We start from the raw sequence: 23,364 nt of genomic DNA on the forward strand, positions 1-23,364 counted from the left end.
GGAATCATCGTGGGGTCGGCCCGGCACACGAACCCGCTCCGCTTGACGTCCTGCCGATTTCTTACCGGTACCGCTTGCTTGGAGTGCACTCCAAGGCCATAGCGTTGAGGTCATGACGGTGATGGAGACCACGAGTACCAGGACCGACAGCTGTGCCGCCCCGCCGCATCCGCACCGGCGCCCCAACGGCCAGGACAGCTACACGATCAGCGAGGTCGTCGCCTTCACCGGCCTGACCGCGCACACCCTGCGCTGGTACGAGCGCATCGGCCTGATGCCGCACATCGACCGCTCGCACACCGGCCAGCGCCGCTACAGCAACCGCGACCTCGACTGGCTCGACTTCGTCGGCAAGCTCCGGCTCACCGGCATGCCGGTCGCCGACATGGTCCGTTACGCGGAACTGGTGCGGGAGGGCGACCAGACCTTCGGCGACCGCTTCAAGCTCCTTGAGGCGACCCGCCGGGACGTCCTGGCCCGGATCGCGGAACTCCAGGACACCCTCGCCGTGCTGGACCACAAGATCAGCTTCTACGCCGAGGCCGATCGCGCCGACTGGGAGAAGGAGAAGGCAGGATGACCGACAGCAGGATCCCCACCGCACGACTGGGCGAGACGGGCCCGGAGGTCGGCGTCCAGGGACTCGGCTGCATGGGCATGAGCTTCGCGTACGGCCCCGTGGACGCGGAGGCGTCCCGGGCCACCCTGGAGCGGGCCCTGGAGCTCGGGATCACGCTCTACGACACGGCGGACGCCTACGGCCAGGGGGAGAACGAGAAGTTCCTGTCCCCGTTCTTCAAGGCCCACCGCGACGAGGTCGTGATCGCCACCAAGTTCGCCCTGTCGATACCCCCGGACGACCCGACCCGGCGGATCATCCGCAACGACCCGCCCTACATCCGCCAGGCCGTCGAGGCGAGCCTGAAGCGCCTGGACGTCGACGTGATCGACCTCTACTACATGCACCGGCGCGATGTGAACGTGCCGATCGAGGAGTCCGTCGGCACGATGGCCGAGCTGGTGCGCGAGGGCAAGGTCAAGCACCTGGGCCTGAGCGAGGTCACCGCGGACGAGCTGCGCGCGGCCCAGGCGGTCCACCCGATCGCCGCCGTGCAGTCGGAGTGGTCCCTGTTCAGCCGGGACATCGAGGCCAAGGTGGTCCCGGCCGCCCGCGAACTGGGCGTCACCCTCGTCCCGTACTCCCCGCTCGGCCGCGGCTTCCTCACCGGCTCCTTCACCAACGCCGACAAGGACCTCACCGCGGACGACTTCCGCCGCCAGCAGCCCCGCTTCACGGGCGAGAACGCGGCGGCCAACGCGGCGCTCCTGGCCCCGATCCGCACGGTGGCCGAGGCGCACGGGGTGTCGCTGGGCCAGATCGCCCTCGCCTGGGTCCAGCAGCAGTCGACGGTCCACGCCCTCCCGGTCGTCCCGATCCCGGGCACCCGCAAGCCGAGCCGGGTGGAGGAGAACGCGACGGCGACGAGCATCGAGCTCACGAAGGAGGAACTGGAGCTGCTGGAGCCGATAGCCGGCCAGGTGGCAGGCGACCGTTACGCGGACATGCGGTTCTCGTCGGCGGGACGGGAGTAGGTCAGAGCTCCGCCAGCAACTCCGCCTTCTTCACGGAGAACTCCTCGTCGGTGACCAGCCCGGCCTGATGCAGCTCCCCGAGATGGCGGATCCGCTCGGCGATGTCCGCGGGGTCCCGGCGCGGCGCGGCCACGGCCGTGACCGCCGCCGTGGCCCCGCGCTGCTTCACCGCGGCCAGCACCGCGGCGGCGAAGGGCAGCGACTCGTGCACGGGCCCGTACCCGAGCCCGAAGACCACCGCCGCGGGATCCTGGTCCGCCTGCACCGGCCCCGGCTCTCCGCGGAGCAGCCGCAGATGCCCCTCGAACACCTCCGGCGACCGCCATTCCACGCCGGTCAGCTCGGACACCGGGAAACTCTGGTCGCCGGCCTTCCACTTCGCCGACGACGCCCCCGTCCAGAACCACCGGAAGGCGACGGTACGGCCGTCGAAGGACGCCTTCCCGTCGTACGCCTTGAACTGCAACGGCACCTCGGGCGCCGCGACCAGGAAACGTTCCGCCTGCTCGTCGTCCTCTTTCAGCAGCGCGCGCAGCTCGTCCGCGTAGTACTCGGCGAGCGTCTCCTTGTCCGCCGGCAGTACCAGCCGGTACGGATCGCACCCTTCCTTCAGCTGCCCCGCCGCCGCCTCCATGAGCGGATCCGCCCCCGCCCGCGGCACGGCGTGCAGGACCACCGTGCCCCGCTTGCCGGGAGTCAGCGTCACCCCGGAGATCGCCTCCAGGGGGATCCGTCGTTCCCCCAGCGCCTGGAACAGCTTCGGTGTGCGAATCCCCCGTTCGTAGCGGATGAGCACGGAGTCGGACTCGAACTCCCAGGCGGCATGAAATCCGGCCAGTACGTCACCCATGCGGGTCATCGTATGCGGCACGAGCTTCTTCGTCCCCTCCTCGCGCAGACCGCAGTTCCTGCAGTCTCTACGCGCGTCCGGCCGTGGCCGTGCCGGACAAACCGGCGCGGCAGGCTTCGTCCTCGTGGGCGCAGGCCACCGCGTGGTATGCGCCAATGCCGATCTCGGCGAAGTTGAGCAGGCTCTCCGTTCCGGGCTCGAAGTAACCGGCGTGGCCGTCCGCGCCCCGCGCGGACAGCACCCGCGCACCGAACGCGGAGGACACCGGGTCGGCCCCGTGGCCGAGCCCGCCGACCTCCAGGTACGGCACGTCCTGGATCCAGTCGTCGGTGTCCCGCATGGCCCACACATGCGCGGAGGTGCGCAGGTGGGAAGCGTTGGCGACCCGCATCCCGGGGCTGCCGGCCACCGCGATGTCGGCCACCCGGCCGGGCAGCGCGTGCGCGGCGACCCCGCACACGACCGAGCCGTAGCTGTGGCAGAACAGGGAGACGGGTGTGGCGCCGGGCAGCGCGCGCACCAGCGCGTTCAGCCGTACGGCGCCGTCCTCGGCGCGCATCGCGGTGGCCGAGTCGATGCCGAGACCGGCGGGCGCGGTGTAGTCGGCCCAGGCGATCACCGCCGTACGCGTGGCGGGGCTCGCGTCGCGCTCGGCCCGGTACAGGGCCTTGGCCATGCCGACCGGCGCGGACCAACTGCGCTTGGTGCGCTGGAAGGTGAGCAGGTCGGTGTCGACGCCCGGGACGACGACGGAGACCCGCTCCGCCGTGCGCAGATCGCCGAAGACCTCGGCGACGCGGCCGGAGCCGTCGGGGTCGAAGGCGAGGATGTGGCGGTCCGGGGCGGTCAGCGCCTCGAAGCGGTGCATACGGCGGCCCGCGTCCTGCTGACCGGCCGGCGTGAGCCGGGTGTCGTGCATGCGCTCACGCTCGACGGCACGGGCCTTGAGCAGCGCGAGACGGTTGGCCTGGTACCGCAGTCCGACCGGGGCGCCGTTCATGTTGCCGACCGCGAGCGGGTAGCGCTGGGCGAGGCGGACGCGGTCCTGCGAGGTGAGCGAGGCGAAGAACCGGGAGAGCTGGGCGGGGGCGGCGGCCGGGTCGGGCAGCCGGTGTCCGTGCAGGCGGCCGTGCGTCCAGGAGTCGAGGGAGGCCTGGAGCGGGGTGGCCTCCCGCTGGTTGCGCAGCGCGGTCCATCCGGTGGTCGCCAGCATCACGAACACCACGGCCAGCGCGAGCAGTGCGCGCCAGACGTTGAGTTGCGGGGAGGTGTCGAAGGAAGTCACTGAAAGGACACACTAGGAGAACGGGACGGTCTCGGGTTAATCGAGTGACGGGTATCACGTTTTGGTGTAAGGGGCCCACTTGCCCGCGAGGGCCGGTCCCAGCAGTTCGAGGTGGGAGACCGTGAGCTCCCGCATGGCCTCCAGGCTGAAGTCCCCCTCCGTCAGCCACTGGCGCTCCGTCACCCGCATCACCCCGCCGAACGCGGCCACCATCAGGCGCGGCCGCGGGTCGGTGTCCGCGTCGAGGCCCTCGCGGTCGGCGAGCACGCGCGCGAGGACGTCCTCGACCTCCACGGAGCGCCGCAGATGGGCGGCGAGCAGGACGGGTGTCGACTCGATCACCCGGTACAGGGCGAGGAACCGCTCCACCGGTACGACCGAGTCGACTACCTCGTGCAGGGTGTCCCAGCCCTCCAGCACGGCCTGGCGCAGCGCCTCCAGCGGGGTCTCGTGCGCGGGGCGCGCGCGTACCGCCTCGACGAAGCGCGCGACCGTCATCTCGTCGAGTGCGAGGGCCGCGTCCTCCTTGCCGGCGAAGTAGCGGAAGAAGGTGCGCTGCGAGACGCCGACGGCGTCGGCGATGTCGTCGACGGTCGTGCCCTCGTAGCCGCGGGTGGTGAACAGTTCGATGGCGACCCGGAGCAGAGCCTCCCGGGTGCGCTGTTTCTTGCGTTCGCGCAGTGTTTCCATTGGTGTCAGTTACCGACTTGTGAATTCGTTTGTCAATTGTCAGTGGCTGTCACTAGCCTCGAACACATGACTAGTCAGACCACCCTCGACAAGACGGGGCCGGGGGACGGAGCGTCCCCGTCGGATCGGGCGCCCGGCTCCGGGCTGCGCGGCCACCCGTGGCTCACCCTCCTGACCGTGGCCGTCGGCGTCATGATGGTGGCCCTCGACGGCACCATCGTGGCGATCGCCAACCCGGCCATCCAGGCCGACCTCAAGGCGAGCTTCGCGGACGTCCAGTGGATCACCAACGGCTACTTCCTCGCCCTGGCGGTCGCCCTGATCACCGCGGGCAAGCTCGGTGACCGCTTCGGCCACCGCCAGACCTTCCTGATCGGTGTCGTCGGCTTCGCCGCCGCCTCGGGCGCGATCGGGCTCTCCAGCTCCATCGCCGCGGTCGTCACCTTCCGCGTCTTCCAGGGCCTGTTCGGCGCGCTGCTGATGCCGGCCGCGCTCGGTCTGCTGCGGGCCACCTTCCCGGCCGAGAAGCTCAACATGGCCATCGGCATCTGGGGCATGGTCATCGGCGCCTCCACCGCCGGCGGCCCGATCCTCGGCGGTGTGCTCGTCGAGCACGTCAACTGGCAGTCGGTGTTCTTCATCAACGTGCCGGTCGGCGTCCTCGCCCTGGTCCTGGGCGTGCTGATCCTGCTGGACCACCGCGCGGAGAACGCCCCGCGCTCCTTCGACGTCCTGGGCATAGCCCTGCTGTCCGCCGCCATGTTCTGCCTGGTGTGGGCGCTCATCAAGGCCCCGACCTGGGGCTGGGGCGACGGACTGACGTGGACCTTCATCCTCGCCTCCGTGGTCGGCTTCGGACTGTTCGCCTTCTGGGAGACGAAGGTCAAGGAGCCCCTGATCCCGCTCGCGCTGTTCCGCTCGGTGCCGCTGTCGGCGGGCGTGGTGCTCATGGTCCTGATGGCGATCGCCTTCATGGGCGGCCTGTTCTTCGTGACGTTCTACCTGCAGAACGTGCACGGCATGAGCCCGATCGACGCCGGTCTCCACCTGCTCCCGCTCACCGGGATGATGATCGTCGGCTCCCCGCTGGCGGGGGTGCTGATCACCAAGCTCGGCCCGCGCGTCCCGCTGGCCGGCGGTATGGCGTCGGTCGCGATCGCCATGTTCGGGATGTCCACGCTGGAGACCGACACCGGCAGCGCGGTCATGTCCCTGTGGTTCGCGCTGCTCGGCCTCGGCCTCGCGCCGGTCATGGTCGGTGCCACCGAGGTCATCGTCGGCAACGCGCCCATGGAGCTGTCCGGGGTGGCCGGCGGTCTCCAGCAGGCCGCGATGCAGATCGGCGGCAGCCTCGGTACGGCCGTCCTGGGCGCCGTGATGGCCTCCAAGGTGGACGGCGACCTCGCGGGCAACTGGAAGGACGCGGGCCTGCCTCCGCTCACGCCGGCGCAGTTGGACCAGGCGTCGGAGGCGGTGCAGGTGGGTGTGCCGCCGGTCGCCAAGGGCACCCCGCCGGAGATCGCGGCGAAGATCGCGGACGTGGCCCACGACACCTTCATCTCGGGCATGAGCCTCGCGTCCCTGGTCGCTGCCGGGGTCGCCGCCTTCGCCGTTCTCGTCGCCCTGCTCACCAAGCGCGGTGCGAACGCGGAAGCGGGCGCGGGCGTGGGCCACATCTGAGAAACCGCAGGTCACGCCTGACGGGACGTCAGCGTTCTTCCCCTATCAGGGTGAAGGGGCTAAAGATTCCTCGCACCCGGTACGCGCCGCAGGTCACAGTAAGTCAAGCCCTCCGCACGGCACGCTGAGTGTCACGGGGAGGGCGGACGGCGCTGCGGCGCGCTGCCGGAGGGGGGCGGCGCGCCGCAAGGCCGGAGGATTATCGGCCGGAACCGGGGTACCCGCATCGTTGAACCCGAGACGAACCCAACCAACCAAGGGTGTCAGGGAGTTGATGATGGCGGGCTTGGGACACGGAACGCGCAAGTACCCCCGATCACGTGGCCGGACGTGGTCACGGAGCGGGCCGGATCGCGCGACGCTCGGAATCATCGGAGTCATCTGCGCGGTCGCCGGTTTCTTCGTACTGGGCATCATTCTGGGCCCGGTCGCGATCGTCTGCGGTTGGCTCGCCATGGGCCGTAGGTGGCCGGGCGGCGGCGACCGTGCCTGGCCGGCCCTGGTCGCCTTCGTACTGGGCGCCATCGACACGCTCCTGGCGATCATCTGGCTCGTCGGAGCGGCCACCCCGGGCAGCGGAATGTTCTGACCCGGGGCGCGTGAGGGAAGGGCCCCCGGTGGGACGACCGGGGGCCCGCCTCATGTCTGCCGACGGCTCTGCGGTTGGGGCGTCGTCGGAGCACGGTGAGTGCGCGGTCGCTCGTGGTTGCGGTTGGACCGTGCGTTCAAGCGTGCCGTCGGGGCTTCCGGTCGGTCGCATGGGGGTCGGCGAGCATTCCCGGACGCTCCCGACAGACCCGCAGCAGGTCTATCCGCCGACGGACGTCTTGCGCAGGGCCGCCACCTCCGCGCGCAGGGCCCGTACCTCCTCCGTCAGGGCTCTGATCGCCTCTGTCTGCTGGCGTTCCTCCACGTCGTCCTTCTCGAAGCGTTCGATGAACCACGCGGCGATGTTCGCGGTGACGACACCGAGGAGGGCGATGCCGGAGAGCATCAGGCCGACCGCGATCATCCGGCCCAGGCCGGTCGTCGGGGCGTGGTCGCCGTAGCCGACCGTGGTCATCGTGGTGAAGGACCACCACACCGCGTCACCCAGTGTGCGGATGTTCCCGTCCGGGGAGTCCCGCTCCACCGACAGCACCGCCAGCGAGCCGAACATCAGCAGCCCGACGACCGCCCCGCCCACATACGTCGTCACCCTGATCTGCGAGGCCATCCGCGCCCGCCGCCCCACCAGCAGCAGCGTGGAGACCAGCCGCAGCAGCCGCAGGGGCTGTATGAGGGGGAGCACCACGGCGCACAGGTCCATCCAGTGCTGCCGTACGAACCCACGGCGGTCCTGCGAGAGCGACAGCCGCATGAGGTAGTCGACGGCGAACACCGCCCACACCACCCACTCGACCACCGTGCACGCCGCCGTCAGCGAATGCCCCGCCGAGGTGTCGACGATCGGCACGGCATAGGCGACGGCGAACAGCACCGCGAGCGCCAGAAGGGGCCGCTGGGTGTGCTGTTCCCAACGGGCCTGCGCCGACAGTTCTTTCATGTCCGCATCGTAAGGAAACGGTGAAGGGCAGGAGAGCCGAAGCCCACCTGCCCCTCGTTCGTCCGAGCCGAGCGCAGCGGTTACGCGTCTCCGCCGGCCGCCCCCGGATCCGCCGCCGACACATCCAGCAACTGGTACCGGTCGATCGCCTGCTTCAGCACCGACCGGTCCACCTTCCCCTCCCGGGCCAGCTCCGTCAGCACCCCCACCACGATCGACTGCGCGTCGATGTGGAAGAACCGCCGCGCAGCCCCCCGGGTGTCCGCGAAGCCGAACCCGTCCGCGCCCAGCGACTGGTACGTCCCCGGCACCCACCGGGCGATCTGGTCCGGAACCGCCCGCATCCAGTCGGACACGGCCACGAACGGACCCTGCGCGCCGGCGAACTTGCGCGTCACGTACGGCACCCGCTGCTCCTCCTCCGGGTGCAGCAGGTTGTACTCCTCGCAGGCCACCGCCTCGCGCCGCAGCTCGTTCCAGGAGGTCGCCGACCAGACGTCCGCCTTGACGTTCCACTCCTCGGCGAGGATCTTCTGCGCCTCGACCGCCCACGGCACCGCCACACCGGACGCGACGATCTGCGCCGGGATCGACCCCGACGTGCCCTCGCTGAAGCGGTAGACGCCCTTCAGGATGCCCTCGACGTCCACGTCCGAAGGCTCGGCCGGGTGCTGGATCGGCTCGTTGTAGACGGTGAGGTAGTAGAAGACGTCCTCACTGTCCGGGCCGTACATCCGCCGCAGACCGTCCTGCACGATGTGCGCGATCTCGAACCCGAACGCCGGGTCGTACGCCACACAGCCCGGGTTGGTCGAGGCGAGCAGCTGCGAGTGGCCGTCCGCGTGCTGGAGCCCCTCACCGGTCAGCGTCGTACGGCCTGCGGTCGCACCCAGTACGAATCCACGCGCCAGCTGGTCCGACATCTGCCAGAACTGGTCGCCGGTGCGCTGGAAACCGAACATCGAGTAGAAGACGTACACCGGGATCAGCGGCTCGCCGTGGGTGGCGTAGGCCGAGCCCGCCGCGATCAGCGAGGCCGTGCAGCCCGCCTCCGAGATGCCGTCGTGCAGCATCTGCCCGGTCGGCGACTCCTTGTACGCAAGGAGCAGCTCACGGTCCACCGACTCGTACTGCTGGCCGAGCGGGTTGTAGATCTTCGCACTCGGGAAGAACGAGTCCATGCCGAACGTCCGGTACTCGTCCGGTGCGATCAGCACGAACCTCTTGCCGAGCTCCTTGTCCCGCATGAGGTCCTTGAGCAGCCGTACGAAAGCCATGGTCGTGGCGATCGACTGGTGCCCGGAGCCCTTCTTCACGGTCGCGTACGTCTTGTCGTCCGGCAGCGCGAGCGGCTTGGCGCGCACCACGCGCGTGGGGACGTAACCGCCGAGGCCCAGCCGGCGGTCGTGCATGTACTGGATCTCCTCCGAGTCCCGGCCCGGGTGGTAGTAGGGCGGCGCGCCCGACTCCAGCTCCTTGTCGGAGATCGGCAGATGCAGCCGGTCGCGGAAGCCCTTGAGGTCGTCGACCGTCAGCTTCTTCATCTGGTGCGTGGCGTTGCGGCCCTCGAAGTTGGGGCCCAGCGTCCAGCCCTTGACCGTCTTCGCGAGGATGACCGTCGGCTGGCCCTTGTGCTCCACGGCCGCCTTGAAGGCCGCGTAGATCTTCTTGTGGTCGTGACCGCCGCGGCCCAGGTGCAGGATCTGGTCGTCGGTCATGCCCTCGACCATCGCGCGCAGCCGATGGTCGTCGCCGAAGAAGTGCTCCCGGATGTAGGCGCCCGACTCGGTGGCGTACGTCTGGAACTGGCCGTCCGGGGTGGTGTTCATCCGGTTGACGAGGATGCCGTCGCGGTCCTGCGCGAGCAGCGGGTCCCAGGTGCGGTCCCAGATCAGCTTGATGACGTTCCAGCCGGCGCCGCGGAAGACCGACTCGAGCTCCTGGATGACCTTGCCGTTGCCGCGCACCGGGCCGTCGAGGCGCTGGAGGTTGCAGTTGACGACGAAGGTCAGGTTGTCCAGGCCCTCGCGGGCGGCGATGGTGAGCTGGCCCAGCGATTCCGGCTCGTCCATCTCGCCGTCGCCGAGGAACGCCCACACCTGCGACTTGCTGGTGTCGGCGATCCCGCGCGCGTGCATGTAGCGGTTCATCCGGGCCTGGTAGATCGCGCCGATCGGGCCGAGGCCCATCGACACGGTCGGGAACTCCCAGAAGTCCGGCATGAGGCGCGGGTGCGGGTAGGAGGACAGCCCGTGCGGCGCCTTCGACTTCTCCTGGCGGAACGCATCGAGGTTGGCCTCGCTGAGCCGGTCGAGCAGGAACGCGCGCGCGTAGATGCCCGGGGAGGCGTGGCCCTGGAAGAAGACCTGGTCGCCGCCGTCGCCCTCGTCCTTGCCGCGGAAGAAGTGGTTGAAGCCGACGTCGTAGAGGGAGGCGGAGGAGGCGAAGGTGGCGATGTGGCCGCCGACGCCGATCCCGGGACGCTGGGCGCGCGAGACCATGACGGCCGCGTTCCACCGGGTGGCGTTCAGGATCTTGCGCTCGATCTCCTCGTTGCCGGGGAAGAACGGTTCAGCCCGGGTCGGGATGGTGTTCACGTAGTCCGTGCTGCGCATCTCGGGCACGGCCACGCGCTTCTCGCGGGCCCGCTCGATGAGCCGCAGCATCAGATAGCGGGCCCGCTCCCGGCCGCGCTCGTCCACGGCGGCGTCGAGGGAGTCGAGCCACTCCTGGGTTTCCTCGGGATCGAAGTCAGGAACCTGACTCGGAAGGCCGCCAATGATGATCGGGTTGCGATCGGATCCGGAAGCCACGCTGTTCCTTACCTGTCAGAGGGCCGTATTTCTGTATGTCTGCACCGCTCCCCATCGTGTACCTCGGGGGGCCAAACGTCATCTCTACTCCGGGGTAACCCGAGGCCCTGTACCCGGGTATGGTTCCCAAACACGCAAAGGGGGCAGAAAGGTGTGGCATGCATCACGAGCCCACCGCGATGATGTGACTGGAGTTGCGGTGAGACGTTCCGGAACGTCACCGTTTCGGCGGTCTGAAACGCCGGGTACTTGCGCGATCCGCCCCGCCCGTGTGGACTACGGCCATTGCTTCGCGCACGCGCGTGGCTGAGACTCCCCAGAGCCTGAGCGGCCTGGGGGGACCCCATTCAAAGACAAGATCAGGAGGCACCCCGTGAGCGCGACCGCGGACCACGCGGAGACGAGCCCTGCCGTGAGGCTGGGGTTCCAGCCCGAGCAGGTGGTCCAGGAGATCGGCTACGACGACGACGTAGACCAGGAACTCCGCGAGGCCATCGAGCAGGTCATCGGCAGCGACCTTGTGGACGAGGACTACGACGACGTCGCCGATGCCGTGGTGCTCTGGTTCCGTGACGAGGACGGCGACCTGACCGACGTACTGGTGGACGCCACCACGTACATCGAGGAGGGTGGCTCGATCCTGCTGCTGACGCCGAAGACCGGCCGGGACGGCTACGTGGAGCCGAGCGACATCTCCGAAGCCGCGACGACGGCGGGCCTGTCCGCCTCCAAGAGCGTCAGCGTGGGCAAGGACTGGAGCGGCAGCCGGCTGGTGACGCCCAAGGCGGCCAAGTCCAAGAAGTAGCCCCGTGGGACCGGACGGGCCGGTTTGACCGGCCCGTCCGCTTCCGTGCGGTGATCGCTGCGTAGGGTGGTTCCGTCACTCGAACAGCTCCCGAAGGGACATCCACGCGATGGCGATCCAGGTCGGCGACAAGGCCCCCGACTTCGAGCTCAAGGACAACCACGGGCGGACCGTGAGGCTGTCCGACTTCCGTGGCAGCAAGAACGTCGTGCTGCTCTTCTACCCCTTCGCCTTCACCGGCGTGTGCACCGGTGAGCTGTGCGAGCTGCGTGACAACCTTCCGCAGTTCTCCGACCGCGACACCCAGCTGCTCGCCGTCTCCAACGACTCCATCCACACCCTGCGCGTCTTCGCCGAGCAGGAGGGCCTGGAGTACCCGCTGCTCAGTGACTTCTGGCCGCACGGCGAGGTCTCCCGCGCCTACGACGTCTTCGCCGAGGACAAGGGCTGCGCGGTGCGCGGCACCTTCGTCATCGACAAGGAGGGCGTGGTCCGCTGGACCGTCGTGAACGCGCTGCCGGACGCCCGGGACCTCAACGAGTACGTGAAGGCGCTCGACACCCTGTGATTGTTCGCCTCCAAGGACTGCGTGGGGCGGGAACCCGTCACTAGGATCGAATCGTTGATCCGGCAGCATCTCAAACAGCAAACCTATGGAGGACTCGTGGGAGTCAGCCTCAGCAAGGGCGGCAACGTATCGCTGACCAAGGAGGCCCCGGGCCTGACCGCGGTCATCGTCGGTCTGGGGTGGGACGTCCGCACCACGACCGGCACCGACTTCGACCTGGACGCCAGCGCACTGCTGCTGAACTCGGCGGGCAAGGTCGCTAGCGACGCCAACTTCGTCTTCTTCAACAACCTCAAGAGCGCGGACGGCTCGGTCGAGCACACCGGCGACAACCTCACCGGTGAGGGCGAGGGCGACGACGAGCAGATCAAGGTCAACCTCGCCGGAGTCCCGGCCGACGTCGACAAGATCGTCTTCCCGGTCTCGATCTACGACGCCGAGAACCGCCAGCAGTCCTTCGGCCAGGTGCGCAACGCGTTCATCCGCGTCGTCAACCAGGCCGGCGGCGCCGAGATCGCCCGCTACGACCTCTCCGAGGACGCGTCCACGGAGACCGCCATGGTCTTCGGCGAGCTCTACCGCAACGGCGCGGAGTGGAAGTTCCGCGCCATCGGCCAGGGCTACGCCTCGGGCCTGCGCGGTATCGCCCAGGACTTCGGCGTCAACGTCTGAGGACCCCTGCCCCGCCGGGCAGGCCCTCGGACCCGCTCGAAGGTCGTCCCGTCCGGCGTCGCACGGTTTGCGTGCGGCGCCGGACGCGCAGGTACAGCACAGCAGCACTCTCGGGGAGGGACAGCACATGGGCGTCACGCTCGCCAAGGGAGGCAACGTCTCCCTGTCCAAGGCCGCACCCAACCTCACCCAGGTGATGGTCGGGCTCGGCTGGGACGCGCGCTCCACCACCGGAGCCGACTTCGACCTCGACGCCAGCGCCCTCATGTGCGCGGGTGGGCGGGTCCTGGGCGACGACTACTTCATCTTCTACAACCAGCTCAAGAGCCCGGACGGCTCGGTCGAGCACACCGGTGACAACCTCACCGGTGAGGGCGAGGGCGACGACGAGTCGATCCTGATCGACCTCTCCAAGGTGCCGGCGGGCTGCGACAAGATCGTCTTCCCGGTCTCCATCCATGACGCCGACAACCGCGGCCAGACCTTCGGCCAGGTCAGCAACGCCTTCATCCGTGTGGTCAACCAGGCCGACGGCCAGGAACTGGCCCGCTACGACCTCTCCGAGGACGCCTCAACCGAGACCGCGATGATCTTCGGCGAGGTCTACCGCTACCAGGGCGAGTGGAAGTTCAGGGCCGTGGGACAGGGGTACGCGTCGGGCCTCAGGGGCATCGCCCTGGACTTCGGGGTCAACGTCTCATAACGCGATATGAGCAAAATCCGGGGCCGGGTGGGGCGCCGAGGGTGCCGGACTACACTTCGCTTCAAAGTTTCGTAAAGCCGAGTGCGGCACGGGGGAGCCCCGTACACGTACGGATTGGGTAGCCAGTGGTTCTCAAAACCTTCGGCTGGTCGTTCGCGGTCACCGCGCTCGGCCTGGTCGCCGCCGTCTTCTACGGGGGGTGGGAGGGCTTCGGCGTCGTGGCGATCCTCTCCATCCTCGAGATCTCGCTGTCGTTCGACAACGCGGTGGTCAACGCCGGAATCCTGAAGAAGATGAACGCCTTCTGGCAGAAGATCTTCCTCACCATCGGCGTCCTGATCGCCGTGTTCGGCATGCGGCTGGTCTTCCCCGTCGTGATCGTCGCGATCAGCGCCAAGATGGGTCCCATCGAGGCGGTCGACCTCGCCCTCAACAACAAGGACCACTACCAGGAGCTGGTCACCGACGCGCACCCGGCGATCGCCGCGTTCGGTGGCATGTTCCTGCTGATGATCTTCCTGGACTTCATCTTCGAGGACCGCGACATCCAGTGGCTGCGCTGGATCGAGCGCCCGCTGGCCAAGCTCGGCAAGGTCGACATGCTGTCGGTCTGCATCGCCCTGGTCGTCCTGCTGATCACCGCGTTCACCTTCGCCACCCACGCCCACCAGCACGGCGGCGCGCATGTCGACAAGGCGCAGACCGTCCTGATCTCCGGGATCGCGGGTCTGATCACCTACATGGTCGTCGGCGGTCTCTCCGGCTACTTCGAGGACAAGCTCGAAGAGGAGGAGGAACGCGAGCACGAGGAGGAGGAACGCGCCGAGCGCGAGGGCAAGCCCAAGTCGGCCGTGGTGATGGCCGGCAAGGCCGCGTTCTTCATGTTCCTGTACCTCGAGGTCCTCGACGCCTCGTTCTCCTTCGACGGTGTGATCGGCGCGTTCGCCATCACCAACGACATCGTCCTGATGGCGCTGGGCCTCGGCATCGGCGCCATGTACGTCCGGTCGCTCACCGTCTACCTGGTCCGCCAGGGCACCCTCGACGACTACGTCTACCTGGAGCACGGCGCCCACTACGCGATCGGCGCCCTCGCGGTGATCCTCATGGTCACCATCCAGTACGAGATCAACGAGATCATCACCGGCCTGGTCGGCGTGGTCCTGATCGGCTGGTCCTTCTGGTCCTCGGTGCGCCGCAACAAGGCGCTGGCGGCCGCGGAGGGAAAAGAGAAGGGCTCGGACGAGAAGACTGAGGTCTCGTCCGGGGTGTGACACCCTTCCTGGTGAGGAACGCTCTGAGCGGGGCGGCCGGCCTCCGGCCGCCCCGCCGGTTTTCCTGGTGACGCCGGTTTTCCAAAGCGAGCGTGGGGGCGGGAATGGGCTTCTTGGACGGACTCCGGGGCGGCCGCGAGGTCGACTTCGACTCCGGCAGCGCGGCCAGCAACGCGATCGAACTGACCAAGCGGCACAACAGGGTCTCGCTCACCAAGCAGGGAGCGGCGACCGGCAACCTCCGCATCAACCTGACCTGGCGGATGCGGACCTCCGACATCGGCGGCTCACAGCGGGAGTCGCTGCTGCGGCACCCCTTCAAGGCGCTCAAGCCGCCGGAGGTCCTCGGACACAGCCAGTCCATGGTCAACGTCGACCTCGACCTGGGCTGTCTGTACGAGCTGGCCGACGGCACGAAGGGGGTCGTACAGCCGCTCGGCGGGCTGCTCGGGGACGTCAACGCGCCGCCGTACGTGAAGCTCAGCGGGGACGACCGGTTCGGGTCGGCGTCCGGCGAGACGATGTACGTCAACCTCGATCACCGGGAGCAGATCAAGCGGCTGCTGGTCTTCGTGTACATCTACGACCAGACGCCGGCGTTCGACCGTACGCACGCGATCGTGACGTTGTACCCGAGCAACGGGCCGCGGATCGAGATAGGCCTCGACGAGCGGCATCCCCAGGCCCGGTCGTGTGCGGTGGTGATGATCGAGAACGTCAAGGGCGAGCTGGTCGTGCGGCGTGAGGTGCAGTTCGTGTACGGGTTCCAGGGGGAGCTGGACCGGTTGTACGGGTGGGGGTTGCAGTGGGGGCGGGGCTACAAGGCGAAGGCGGATCGGTGACGTTCGCCTGAGAACTCGGGGAGTTCTGCGAGTCGGCGTGTGCGGGCCGTATGTGGCTTGTCGCGCAGTTCCCCGCGCCCCTAGGGGGCGCGATCCTCACCGCCCGATGAACTGTGGTCCTTGCGGAGGCATCCGGAACTCGCCCGCCGCGACCGGCACCGGGGCCACGGGCTGCGGGTAGCCGTAGCCCGAGGCCGGGACCGTCGCCGGTGGGGTCGTCGGCTGGGGGTAGCCGTAGGCCGGCTGGGTCGGGACCGAGGTGGCCGACTGGGCCGGCTGCTCCGGGGGGAGCGGGAACGACGTGGGCTCGGGCTGGGGCGCGGGGTCCTCGGGGTCCGACTCGTCGACCGTGATGCCGAAGTCCGTGGCCAGGCCCTGGAGGCCGTCCGCGTAGCCCTCGCCCGTGGCACGGAACTTCCAGCCCTCGCCGCGGCGGTACAGCTCGCCGCAGATCATGGCCGTCTCCTGGCCCGTCGCCGGCTTGATGTCGAAGTAGGCCAGCGGCGCCCCGTCGGCGACCGCGGCGTCGTACAGCAGGATGCGCAGGTCCTGTACCCGGTCGAAGGTGGCGCCGTCCGCAGAGGCGACCAGGAGAATCTGGCTGACGTCGGCCTCGACACCGCTCAGATCTGTCTGGATCGTGTCGGTGGGGCCCTCGGCGAGACGCTTCTTGCCGAGCAGCCAGACCTTGCCGGAAGGATGGCGGGGCTGGTTGTAGAAGACGAAGTCCTCGTCGGACCGCACGCGGCCGTCGGGGCCGAGGAGCAGTGCCGAGGCGTCGACGGGCGGAACCCCCTGCCCAGGCGCCCAGCGCAGCACAGCGCGTACCGTGGTGGCATCCAGCGGGACGTTCGACCCCTTCAGCATGGCGTGCGTCATGCGGTCATCCTGCCCTCTCGGTCCTGGTCACGACAACGCGGGGGTGCGGAACAGCGGTTCATGTCGTACCGCTGTCCAGCGGGCTGTGTGCGTCTGCGTTACCTGAAATTCATGCCCAATGGGAACCTGGGACATGGGTACCTACGTACTATTACCGGCCACCTGTGAGCCGTTCACAGGCGGCACAACTGCCACGGGGGAGTCATATGCGTCATTTCGGGCACATCGCCCCTGAGGTGCGTCAGCGCCTCTTCCACCAGGAGCCCTGCGAGTTCACCGCGGACTCCCCGGCCCGGCTGCTCTCCGCGGCCCTGGGCGCCACGCTCTACAGTCCGGCCACCCGGCCGCGGCTCGCCGACGACATCGTCAAACAGGCAGGGCTCGGCGTGGTCTCGATGGTGCTGTGCCTGGAGGACTCGATCGGTGACGAGGACGTCGCCGCGGGCGAGGAGAACCTCGTCCGGCAGCTCACCGACCTCACGGAGCGCGCGGTGGGCCTGCCGCTGCTCTTCATCCGCGTCCGTTTCCCCGAGCAGATCCCCGATCTCGTACGACGCCTCGGCCCCGCGGTCCGCCTGCTGTCCGGATTCGTGCTCCCGAAGTTCACCGAGGAGCGCGGCATCCCCTTCCTGGAGGCCCTCTCCGTCGCCGAGGCCGCGAGCGGCCACCGGCTCTTCGCCATGCCCGTGCTGGAGTCGCCGGAGCTGCTCTACCGCGAGACGCGCGTGGAGACCCTGGAGGGCATCGCGCGCGCGGTCGACAAGTACCGCGACCGGGTCCTCGCGCTGCGCCTCGGCGTCACCGACTTCTGCTCCTCCTACGGCCTGCGCCGCGCCCCCGACATGACCGCGTGGGACGTCCAGATCGTCGCCTCCGTGATCGCCGACGTGGTCAACATGCTGGGCCGCGCCGACGGCACCGGCTTCACCGTCACCGGGCCGGTCTGGGAGTACTTCCGGGTCCAGGAGCGCATGTTCAAGCCCCAGCTGCGCCGCAGCCCCTTCCTGGAGGGCCAGGCCGAGGAACTGCGTGAGGCCCTCATCGAGCACGCCATGGACGGCCTGCTCCGCGAGATCACCCTCGACCAGGCCAACGGACTGCTCGGCAAGACCTGCATCCACCCCTCCCACGTGCTGCCCGTGCACGCACTGTCCGTGGTCAGTCACGAGGAGTTCAGTGACGCTCAGGACATCCTGCGGCCGGAGCGCGGTGGCGGCGGGGTGCTCAGGTCGCAGTACACGAACAAGATGAACGAAGTGAAGCCGCATCGCGCCTGGGCCGAGCGGACCCTGCTGCGCGCCGAGGTCTTCGGCGTGGCCAACGAGGACATCGGCTTCGTGGAGCTGCTCGCCGCCGGAATAACCAGCTGATCATTCGTGGCATTCGTGGACACCAAGGGACGCATGAACAAGGCAGTGAACGACCGGACGCAGGACCAGGTCTGGTCGGGGACCTGGGTCGCCGACCGGCTCGGCGTCGAACTCGTGGGCGACAGCCGACTGACCGACCTGCTGGGCCTCGCCCTCAGGCGCAACCCCAAGCGGGCCCACCTGCTGGTCTCCAACGTCCTCGGCAAACACGTCCCGCAGTCCCCGGCGGTGGTCTACGGCCAGGGATTCGCCCTGGGTCGCCGGGTCCGTGACCTGCTGGGCGACGAGGAGGCGGCCCGAGCGGTGGTCCTGGGCTACGCGGAGACGGCCACGGGCCTCGGCCACTCGGTCGCAGACGGCCTCGCCCTCGCCCCCTACCTCCACTCCACCCGCCGCCCCGTCCCCGGAGTCACCCCCGCGGGCGGCTTCGAGGAATCCCACTCCCACGCCACGAGCCACCTCCTGCTCCCCGAGAACCCGGCCCTGCTGGCCGGCGACGGCCCCCTGGTCCTCGTGGACGACGAGTTCTCCACGGGCAACACGGTCCTGAACACGATCAGGGACCTCCACGAGCGGTATCCCCGGGACCGGTACGTGGTGGTGGCCCTGGTGGACATGCGGTCGGAGGGGGACGCGGGGCGGTTGTCCGATTTCGCCGGGGAGATCGGCGCGAGGGTGGACCTGGTGGCGGCGGCATCGGGCACCGTAAAGCTGCCGGAGGACGTGCTGGAGAAGGGCCAGGACCTTGTAACGAGGTTCGAGTCAGACGCCCTGGGGGCGCGGGGAACTGCGCGACCAGCCCCCACAGCCCCGCACCCGGCATACAACCGTGTGGACCTCTTCTGGCCCCGCGACCTCCCTGACGGCGGCCGCCACGGCTTCACTCCGCACCACCGAATACGCCTCGAATCCGAACTCCCCGCGATGGCCGCCCGCCTGGCAGAAGCCCTCCCACGAGACGCGCACCGCGTGCACGTCCTCGGCTTCGAAGAGCTGATGTACGCCCCCCTGAGGCTCGCCCGTGAACTGGAGCAGGTCATCGATGCCGAGGTGCGGTACTCGACGACCACCCGTTCACCCGTCCTCGCCGTGGACGACCCGGGATACGCGATCCGCACCCGCCTCACCTTCCCTGCCCACGACAACCCCGCCGACGGCCCCGGCGACCGCTACGCCTACAACGTCGCCGGCGCCCGCTTCGACGCCGTGATCGCCGTGGTCGACGACACCGCCGACACCCCCGAACTCCACGCCCCGGACGGCCTGTTGGCGCAGCTGACCGCGCACATCCCGCACGTGGTCCTCGCCGTGATCCCCAGCTACACCCCCGAAAGGCCCGCCATGCTCCCCGAGCCCCTCCGCGGCCCAGCCTTCTCCTCCTACGCCCCCGAAGAGGTCGGCTGGCTGCTCCAGGATCTCTCGGACGTCACCCTGGAGGCGCCGACCGAGGAGCGCGAGGAAGCCATCCAGAGCGGCGGCGCGCACTACGCGGAGTCGCTGCCCGTGGAGTACCAGCCGAGCGAGCAGTACCAGGAGCTGTTCCAGGCGGCCCTGAAGGAGTCCTCCGCGAGGCTCGCGCAGGCCGTCGGCGCCGTCACGGAGATCGTGTTGCAGGAGCGCTCACCGCGCCCCGTCCTCGTCTCCCTGGCCCGCGCCGGCACCCCCGTCGGCGTCCTGATGCGCCGCTGGGCCCAGTTCCGGCACGGCCTCGAACTGCCGCACTACGCCGTCTCGATCGTCCGCGGCCGCGGTATCGACGCCAACGCCCTGCGCTGGCTGGCCGCCCACCACGACCCCGCCGACGTCGTGTTCGTCGACGGCTGGACCGGCAAGGGCGCGATCACCCGCGAACTGGCGGAAGCGGTCAAGGAGTTCGAGGCCGGGGGCGGTCCCGCCGGCTTCGACCCGGAGATCGCCGTACTCGCCGACCCCGGTTCCTGTGTGCGCACGTACGGCACCCGCGAGGACTTCCTCATCCCGTCCGCCTGCCTCAACTCTACGGTGTCCGGCCTGATCTCGCGTACGGTCCTGCGCGCGGACCTGGTCGGCCCGCACGACTTCCACGGCGCGAAGTTCTACCGCGAACTCGCGGGCGTGGACGTGTCGGTGGACTTCCTGGACGCCGTGGCCGCCCGTTTCCCGGAGGTCGTGGACGCCGTTGACTCCACCGTGAAGGAACTGCTGGCCGGCGATCGCGAGCCGACCTGGGAGGGCTGGGCGGCCGTCGAACGCATCAGTGAGGAGTACGGCATCCACGACGTCAACCTCGTCAAGCCGGGCGTCGGCGAGACCACCCGGGTGCTGCTGCGCCGGGTGCCCTGGAAGATCCTGGCGCGGGCCGGGGCGGGCGCCGACCTTGACCATGTGCGCCTGTTGGCCGAACAGAGAGGTGTTCCCGTGGAAGAGGTCGCCGAACTCCCGTACACCTGCGTGGGGTTGATCCACCCCAAGTACACGCGGGGCGCGACCGGCGCCGACGGCCGGACGGTGGCCCTCTGATGCCGACTCAGGCCCAGCCCCAGGCTCCGGTGCTCGTCGCAAGTGACCTCGACCGCACGCTCATCTACTCCGCCGCCGCCCTCGCGCTGACCATGCCGGACGCGCGGGCGCCCCGGCTGCTCTGTGTCGAGGTGCACGAGAGCAGGCCGCTGTCGTACATGACGGAGACCGCGGCCGGACTGCTCTCCGAACTCGGCGACGCGGCGGTGTTCGTGCCGACCACGACCCGCACCCGCAAGCAGTACCAGCGCATCAACCTCCCCGGCCCCCCGCCGGCCTACGCGATCTGCGCCAACGGCGGCCATCTCCTGGTCGACGGCGTCACCGACCCCGACTGGCACGCCCGGGTCACGGCCCGCCTCGCCGACGAGTGCGCCCCGCTGGCCGAGATCAGCGCGCACCTCCAGGTGACGGCCGACCCGCTGTGGGTGCGCAAGCACCGGATCGCCGAGGACCTCTTCGCCTACCTCGTCGTCGAGCGCGAACTGCTGCCCGAGGACTGGGTGAAGGAGTTCGCGGTGTGGGCCGAGGACCGCGGCTGGACGGTGTCCCTCCAGGGCCGCAAGATCTACGCCGTCCCCAAGCCGCTCACCAAGAGCGCGGCCGTGCGCGAGGTGGCCCGGCGGACCGGGGCCACCTGGACGCTGGCCGCGGGCGACTCCCTGCTCGACGCCGACCTGCTGCTGGCCGCCGACCGGGGCTGGCGGCCGGGACACGGGGAGCTGGCCGAGGCCGGCTGGACCGCTCCGGCGATCAGCGCGCTGCCCGAGAGGGGCGTGCTGGCGGGGGAGCGGATCCTTCGGGAGTTCCTGAAGGCGTCCCGTCCGTAGCGGGCTCGGGCCGCCGCCGCAGTCGTACGACGACGAAGACCGCGACCGCGACGGCGGCGGCCACCAGGACGACCTTCGAGTACGCGGACACCACGTCGGTGACCTGGGTCCAGTTGGCGCCCAGGGCGTGGCCCGCGAGGACGAACGCCGTGTTCCACAGGGCGCTGCCGAGCGTGGTCAGCGCCAGGAACACCGGCAGCGGCATGCGTTCGACGCCGGCCGGGACGGAGACGAGGCTGCGGAAGACCGGGATCATGCGGCCGAAGAACACCGCCTTGGTGCCGTGCCGCAGGAACCAGGCCTCGGTGCGTTCGATGTCGGCGGCCTTGACGAGCGGCAGCCGGGCCGCGAGTGCCACCGTGCGGTCCCGGCCGAGGAGCGCGCCGACGCCGTAGAGCGCGAGGGCGCCGACCACCGAGCCCGCCGTCGTCCACAGCAGCACGGCGAGCAGGCTCAGCTTGCCGGTGCTCGCCGCGAAGCCCGCGAGCGGCAGGATCGCCTCGCTGGGGATGGGCGGGAAGAGGTTCTCCAGGGCGATGGCCACCCCGGCGCCGGGCGCGCCCAGCGTGTCCATGAGGCCGTTGACCCACTCGATGGCTGACATGGGCCCACGCTAGGGAAGCGGACCTGAAGGCAGCCTGAAGTCAGCCGCAGCAGCCTCCGCCGCAGCAGCCACCGCCACCGCCGCCCTGGGGCGCGGGAGCGGACGCGGCGGTCGAGGTGCCGCCCACCGCCACGGTCGAGAGCAGCTTCACGGTGTCGTCGTGGCCGGCCGGGCAGTCGGCGGGGGCCGAGGACTCGGCCATGGGGCGGCTGAGTTCGAAGGTGTCGCCGCAGGTCCGGCAGCGGTATTCGTAGCGAGGCATGAGCACAGGTTAACCGGCGCCCCGTCAGGCATGTCCGGACTACCCGGGACGCCGGTCCGTCGGCATCCCGTGCTGCGCCGGGCGGCCCCCTCGTGTCGTCCGATGCGCGGAACGGCCGGGAAGCGGACATCCTCTGAGGTCTTTTCGGCAAAACCTAGGGATTCGAGATGTTTCGTCACGTTTCGCACCCCCACCCGAGGAGATGCCCGATGGTCCACAGACACGCTTCGGCCGGCTGTGCCGCATTGACGGTGCTCGGCGCGCTCGTGCTCGCGGGACTGCCCGCGGCCGCGGCCGCCGAACCCCCCACGCCCGCACCGGCGGCCTCCGCCGCCGAGACCCTCGGCGCGGGCGATCCATCGCCCGCCGTCCTGCGGGCGATGGAGCGTGATCTGAGCCTGACCGAGGCGCAGGCGAAGACCCGTCTGGTGAACGAGGCCGAGGCGGGCACGCGCGCCGGCCGGCTCCAGAACGCGCTGGGCAAGCGCTTCGCCGGGGCGTGGGTCAGCGGCGCCACCTCCGCCGAGCTGACGGTCGCCTCCACCGACATCGCGGACACCCCGGCCATCGAGGCCGGTGGCGCGCGGGCCGTGGTCGTCACGACCCCGCTGGAGGAGCTGAGGGCCGCCAAGGCCAAGCTGGACGGTGCCGTGACCGGCAAGGCCCTCGACACACCGGTCCGGTACGTCGACGTACGCACCAACCGCGTCACGGTGCAGGCGACGAGCCGCGCCGCCGCGGACACGCTGGTCGAGGCCGCCGGCGTCGACAGCGCGCTCGTGGACGTCAAGGTCTCGGCCGACCAGCCCCGCGCGCTGTACGACATCAAGGGCGGCGACGCCTTCTACATCGACGGCACGGCCCGCTGCTCCGTGGGATTCGGCGTCACCAAGGGCGACCAGCAGGGCTTCGCCACGGCCGGCCACTGCGGTAAGGCGGGCGCGACGACCACCGGGTACAACCAGGTCGCCCAGGGCACCTTCCAGGCGTCCGTCTTCCCCGGCCAGGACATGTCCTGGGTGGGGGTCAACTCCGACTGGACCGCGACGCCCGCCGTCAAGGGCGAGGGCGGCCAGGACGTGCAGACCGCCGGCTCCGTGCAGGCCCTGGCGGGTGCCGCGGTGTGCCGCTCGGGATCCACCACGGGCTGGCACTGCGGCACGATCGAGCAGCACGACACGAGCGTCAGCTACGCCGAGGGGACCGTCGACGGCGTGACCCGGACGACCGTGTGCGCGGAGCCGGGTGACTCCGGCGGTTCCTACATCTCCGGCGTCCAGGCCCAGGGCGTCACGTCCGGCGGCTCCGGCGACTGCACGAGCGGCGGCACGACCTTCTACCAGCCGATCAACCCGCTGCTCAGCACGTACGGCCTGACGCTCAGGACCAGCAGCGCCGAGAGCGGCACGCCCCCCCCCGAGGACGGCGGCTCCTCGGACGGCTGGGTCGCGGGCCGGGTGTACGAGGTCGGAGCGCGGGTGACCCACGACGGCCTCTCCTACGAGTGCCTCCAGACCCACCAGGCGCAGACCGTCTGGCAGCCGGCGCTTGCTCCGGGGCTGTGGCAGCTGGTCTGAGGACGGGCCGGGCAGGCGGGTG

General features: G+C 69.7%; 22 protein-coding genes. 14 read left to right on the top strand and 8 right to left on the bottom strand.

The window, feature by feature from the left end:
* Positions 1 to 112 precede the first annotated feature (112 nt).
* Positions 113 to 580, top strand: coding sequence for a MerR family transcriptional regulator (locus OHN19_RS30315; RefSeq protein ID WP_330267234.1), 468 nt, complete (start codon positions 113 to 115; stop codon positions 578 to 580).
* The gene (locus OHN19_RS30320; RefSeq protein ID WP_330267235.1) at positions 577 to 1,593 is read left to right on the top strand and encodes an aldo/keto reductase; all 1,017 of its coding nucleotides are present in this window, start codon (positions 577 to 579) and stop codon (positions 1,591 to 1,593) included. The genes OHN19_RS30315 and OHN19_RS30320 overlap by 4 nt, the downstream gene beginning before the upstream one ends.
* A 1-nt stretch (position 1,594) precedes the next feature.
* On the opposite strand, the gene OHN19_RS30325 is transcribed toward OHN19_RS30320, so the two are convergent.
* Genes OHN19_RS30325 through OHN19_RS30335 form a run of 3 tightly spaced genes read right to left on the bottom strand, consistent with a single transcriptional unit; the run spans position 1,595 to position 4,418 of the window.
* A complete protein-coding gene (locus OHN19_RS30325) occupies positions 1,595 to 2,452 on the bottom strand; it encodes a DUF4429 domain-containing protein (RefSeq protein WP_330269747.1) in 858 nt (285 codons plus the stop codon).
* Between the two features lie 58 nt (positions 2,453 to 2,510).
* A complete protein-coding gene (locus OHN19_RS30330; RefSeq protein ID WP_330267236.1) occupies positions 2,511 to 3,728 on the bottom strand; it encodes an alpha/beta hydrolase in 1,218 nt (405 codons plus the stop codon).
* Between the two features lie 54 nt (positions 3,729 to 3,782).
* Positions 3,783 to 4,418, bottom strand: a complete 636-nt coding sequence (locus OHN19_RS30335) for a TetR family transcriptional regulator (protein ID WP_330267237.1) — start codon at positions 4,416 to 4,418, stop codon at positions 3,783 to 3,785.
* A gap of 66 nt (positions 4,419 to 4,484) precedes the next feature.
* On the opposite strand from OHN19_RS30335, the gene OHN19_RS30340 reads away from it, so the two are divergent.
* Both OHN19_RS30340 and OHN19_RS30345 read left to right on the top strand, forming a co-directional pair.
* Positions 4,485 to 6,098: an MFS transporter gene (locus OHN19_RS30340; RefSeq protein WP_330267238.1), complete on the top strand. Its 1,614-nt coding sequence runs from the start codon at positions 4,485 to 4,487 to the stop codon at positions 6,096 to 6,098.
* A gap of 274 nt (positions 6,099 to 6,372) precedes the next feature.
* Positions 6,373 to 6,687: a small hydrophobic protein gene (locus tag OHN19_RS30345; protein ID WP_330267239.1), complete on the top strand. Its 315-nt coding sequence runs from the start codon at positions 6,373 to 6,375 to the stop codon at positions 6,685 to 6,687.
* Positions 6,688 to 6,906: 219 nt separating this feature from the next.
* Here OHN19_RS30345 and OHN19_RS30350 read toward each other — a convergent pair whose 3' ends face one another.
* Together OHN19_RS30350 and aceE are read right to left on the bottom strand one after the other, a co-directional pair.
* A complete protein-coding gene (locus OHN19_RS30350) occupies positions 6,907 to 7,644 on the bottom strand; it encodes a potassium channel family protein (protein ID WP_330267240.1) in 738 nt (245 codons plus the stop codon).
* A gap of 80 nt (positions 7,645 to 7,724) precedes the next feature.
* Positions 7,725 to 10,457: a pyruvate dehydrogenase (acetyl-transferring), homodimeric type gene (aceE, locus tag OHN19_RS30355; protein WP_330267241.1), complete on the bottom strand. Its 2,733-nt coding sequence runs from the start codon at positions 10,455 to 10,457 to the stop codon at positions 7,725 to 7,727.
* A 373-nt stretch (positions 10,458 to 10,830) separates the two neighbouring features.
* On the opposite strand from aceE, the gene OHN19_RS30360 reads away from it, so the two are divergent.
* The 6 genes from OHN19_RS30360 to OHN19_RS30385 all read left to right on the top strand — a co-directional run bounded on the left by OHN19_RS30360 (position 10,831) and on the right by OHN19_RS30385 (position 15,321).
* Entirely contained in the window at positions 10,831 to 11,262 is a 432-nt protein-coding gene (locus tag OHN19_RS30360; RefSeq protein WP_020116104.1) for a DUF3052 domain-containing protein, read from the top strand.
* 109 nt (positions 11,263 to 11,371) lie between these two features.
* The gene (locus OHN19_RS30365) at positions 11,372 to 11,830 is read left to right on the top strand and encodes a peroxiredoxin (protein ID WP_123760457.1); all 459 of its coding nucleotides are present in this window, start codon (positions 11,372 to 11,374) and stop codon (positions 11,828 to 11,830) included.
* Positions 11,831 to 11,926: 96 nt separating this feature from the next.
* On the top strand, positions 11,927 to 12,502 hold the full coding sequence (locus OHN19_RS30370) for a TerD family protein (protein WP_123760456.1): 576 nt from the start codon (positions 11,927 to 11,929) through the stop codon (positions 12,500 to 12,502).
* Between the two features lie 127 nt (positions 12,503 to 12,629).
* A complete protein-coding gene (locus OHN19_RS30375) occupies positions 12,630 to 13,205 on the top strand; it encodes a TerD family protein (RefSeq protein ID WP_123760455.1) in 576 nt (191 codons plus the stop codon).
* 125 nt (positions 13,206 to 13,330) lie between these two features.
* A complete protein-coding gene (locus OHN19_RS30380) occupies positions 13,331 to 14,479 on the top strand; it encodes a DUF475 domain-containing protein (protein ID WP_330267242.1) in 1,149 nt (382 codons plus the stop codon).
* Positions 14,480 to 14,583: 104 nt separating this feature from the next.
* Positions 14,584 to 15,321 carry a TerD family protein gene (locus OHN19_RS30385; RefSeq protein WP_123760453.1) on the top strand — a complete coding sequence of 246 codons (738 nt, stop codon included), beginning with the start codon at positions 14,584 to 14,586 and terminating at the stop codon, positions 15,319 to 15,321.
* Positions 15,322 to 15,417: 96 nt separating this feature from the next.
* Here the strand turns inward: OHN19_RS30385 and OHN19_RS30390 are convergent, their stop codons facing one another.
* Positions 15,418 to 16,200: a TerD family protein gene (locus tag OHN19_RS30390; protein WP_330267243.1), complete on the bottom strand. Its 783-nt coding sequence runs from the start codon at positions 16,198 to 16,200 to the stop codon at positions 15,418 to 15,420.
* 206 nt (positions 16,201 to 16,406) lie between these two features.
* Between OHN19_RS30390 and OHN19_RS30395 the strand changes: the two genes are divergently transcribed.
* From OHN19_RS30395 to OHN19_RS30405, 3 genes are read left to right on the top strand one after another with little or no spacing between them, the layout of a single operon-like run.
* Positions 16,407 to 17,570 carry an HpcH/HpaI aldolase/citrate lyase family protein gene (locus OHN19_RS30395; protein ID WP_330267244.1) on the top strand — a complete coding sequence of 388 codons (1,164 nt, stop codon included), beginning with the start codon at positions 16,407 to 16,409 and terminating at the stop codon, positions 17,568 to 17,570.
* Positions 17,571 to 17,603: 33 nt separating this feature from the next.
* Positions 17,604 to 20,069: a phosphoribosyltransferase gene (locus OHN19_RS30400; RefSeq protein WP_330267245.1), complete on the top strand. Its 2,466-nt coding sequence runs from the start codon at positions 17,604 to 17,606 to the stop codon at positions 20,067 to 20,069.
* Positions 20,069 to 20,899: an HAD family hydrolase gene (locus OHN19_RS30405; RefSeq protein WP_330267246.1), complete on the top strand. Its 831-nt coding sequence runs from the start codon at positions 20,069 to 20,071 to the stop codon at positions 20,897 to 20,899. The genes OHN19_RS30400 and OHN19_RS30405 overlap by 1 nt, the downstream gene beginning before the upstream one ends.
* On the opposite strand, the gene OHN19_RS30410 is transcribed toward OHN19_RS30405, so the two are convergent.
* Together OHN19_RS30410 and OHN19_RS30415 are read right to left on the bottom strand one after the other, a co-directional pair.
* A complete protein-coding gene (locus tag OHN19_RS30410; protein WP_330267247.1) occupies positions 20,823 to 21,503 on the bottom strand; it encodes a DedA family protein in 681 nt (226 codons plus the stop codon). The two genes, OHN19_RS30405 and OHN19_RS30410, sit on opposite strands and share 77 nt — an antisense overlap.
* A 40-nt stretch (positions 21,504 to 21,543) precedes the next feature.
* Positions 21,544 to 21,765: a zinc ribbon domain-containing protein gene (locus OHN19_RS30415; RefSeq protein ID WP_330267248.1), complete on the bottom strand. Its 222-nt coding sequence runs from the start codon at positions 21,763 to 21,765 to the stop codon at positions 21,544 to 21,546.
* Positions 21,766 to 21,974: 209 nt separating this feature from the next.
* Here OHN19_RS30415 and OHN19_RS30420 point away from each other — a divergent pair, with 209 nt between their 5' ends.
* A complete protein-coding gene (locus OHN19_RS30420; RefSeq protein ID WP_330267249.1) occupies positions 21,975 to 23,342 on the top strand; it encodes an alpha-lytic protease prodomain-containing protein in 1,368 nt (455 codons plus the stop codon).
* Positions 23,343 to 23,364 lie beyond the last annotated feature (22 nt).

It is taken from the genome of Streptomyces griseorubiginosus (assembly GCF_036345115.1).
Classification (GTDB): Bacteria; Actinomycetota; Actinomycetes; order Streptomycetales; family Streptomycetaceae; genus Streptomyces; species Streptomyces griseorubiginosus_C.

What these genes read in the sequence shown, in the direction of transcription:
- OHN19_RS30320 (WP_330267235.1), top strand. Translation starts at nt 577, where the DNA reads ATGACCGACAGCAGGATCCCCACCGCACGACTGGGCGAGACGGGCCCG.
- OHN19_RS30365 (WP_123760457.1), top strand. Translation starts at nt 11,372, where the DNA reads ATGGCGATCCAGGTCGGCGACAAGGCCCCCGACTTCGAGCTCAAGGAC.
- OHN19_RS30315 (WP_330267234.1), top strand. Translation starts at nt 113, where the DNA reads ATGACGGTGATGGAGACCACGAGTACCAGGACCGACAGCTGTGCCGCC.
- OHN19_RS30325 (WP_330269747.1), bottom strand. Translation starts at nt 2,452, where the DNA reads ATGACCCGCATGGGTGACGTACTGGCCGGATTTCATGCCGCCTGGGAG.
- OHN19_RS30405 (WP_330267246.1), top strand. Translation starts at nt 20,069, where the DNA reads ATGCCGACTCAGGCCCAGCCCCAGGCTCCGGTGCTCGTCGCAAGTGAC.
- OHN19_RS30395 (WP_330267244.1), top strand. Translation starts at nt 16,407, where the DNA reads ATGCGTCATTTCGGGCACATCGCCCCTGAGGTGCGTCAGCGCCTCTTC.
- OHN19_RS30375 (WP_123760455.1), top strand. Translation starts at nt 12,630, where the DNA reads ATGGGCGTCACGCTCGCCAAGGGAGGCAACGTCTCCCTGTCCAAGGCC.
- OHN19_RS30335 (WP_330267237.1), bottom strand. Translation starts at nt 4,418, where the DNA reads ATGGAAACACTGCGCGAACGCAAGAAACAGCGCACCCGGGAGGCTCTG.
- OHN19_RS30345 (WP_330267239.1), top strand. Translation starts at nt 6,373, where the DNA reads ATGATGGCGGGCTTGGGACACGGAACGCGCAAGTACCCCCGATCACGT.
- OHN19_RS30340 (WP_330267238.1), top strand. Translation starts at nt 4,485, where the DNA reads ATGACTAGTCAGACCACCCTCGACAAGACGGGGCCGGGGGACGGAGCG.
- OHN19_RS30350 (WP_330267240.1), bottom strand. Translation starts at nt 7,644, where the DNA reads ATGAAAGAACTGTCGGCGCAGGCCCGTTGGGAACAGCACACCCAGCGG.
- OHN19_RS30390 (WP_330267243.1), bottom strand. Translation starts at nt 16,200, where the DNA reads ATGACGCACGCCATGCTGAAGGGGTCGAACGTCCCGCTGGATGCCACC.
- OHN19_RS30420 (WP_330267249.1), top strand. Translation starts at nt 21,975, where the DNA reads ATGGTCCACAGACACGCTTCGGCCGGCTGTGCCGCATTGACGGTGCTC.
- OHN19_RS30410 (WP_330267247.1), bottom strand. Translation starts at nt 21,503, where the DNA reads ATGTCAGCCATCGAGTGGGTCAACGGCCTCATGGACACGCTGGGCGCG.
- OHN19_RS30400 (WP_330267245.1), top strand. Translation starts at nt 17,604, where the DNA reads ATGAACAAGGCAGTGAACGACCGGACGCAGGACCAGGTCTGGTCGGGG.
- OHN19_RS30415 (WP_330267248.1), bottom strand. Translation starts at nt 21,765, where the DNA reads ATGCCTCGCTACGAATACCGCTGCCGGACCTGCGGCGACACCTTCGAA.
- OHN19_RS30385 (WP_123760453.1), top strand. Translation starts at nt 14,584, where the DNA reads ATGGGCTTCTTGGACGGACTCCGGGGCGGCCGCGAGGTCGACTTCGAC.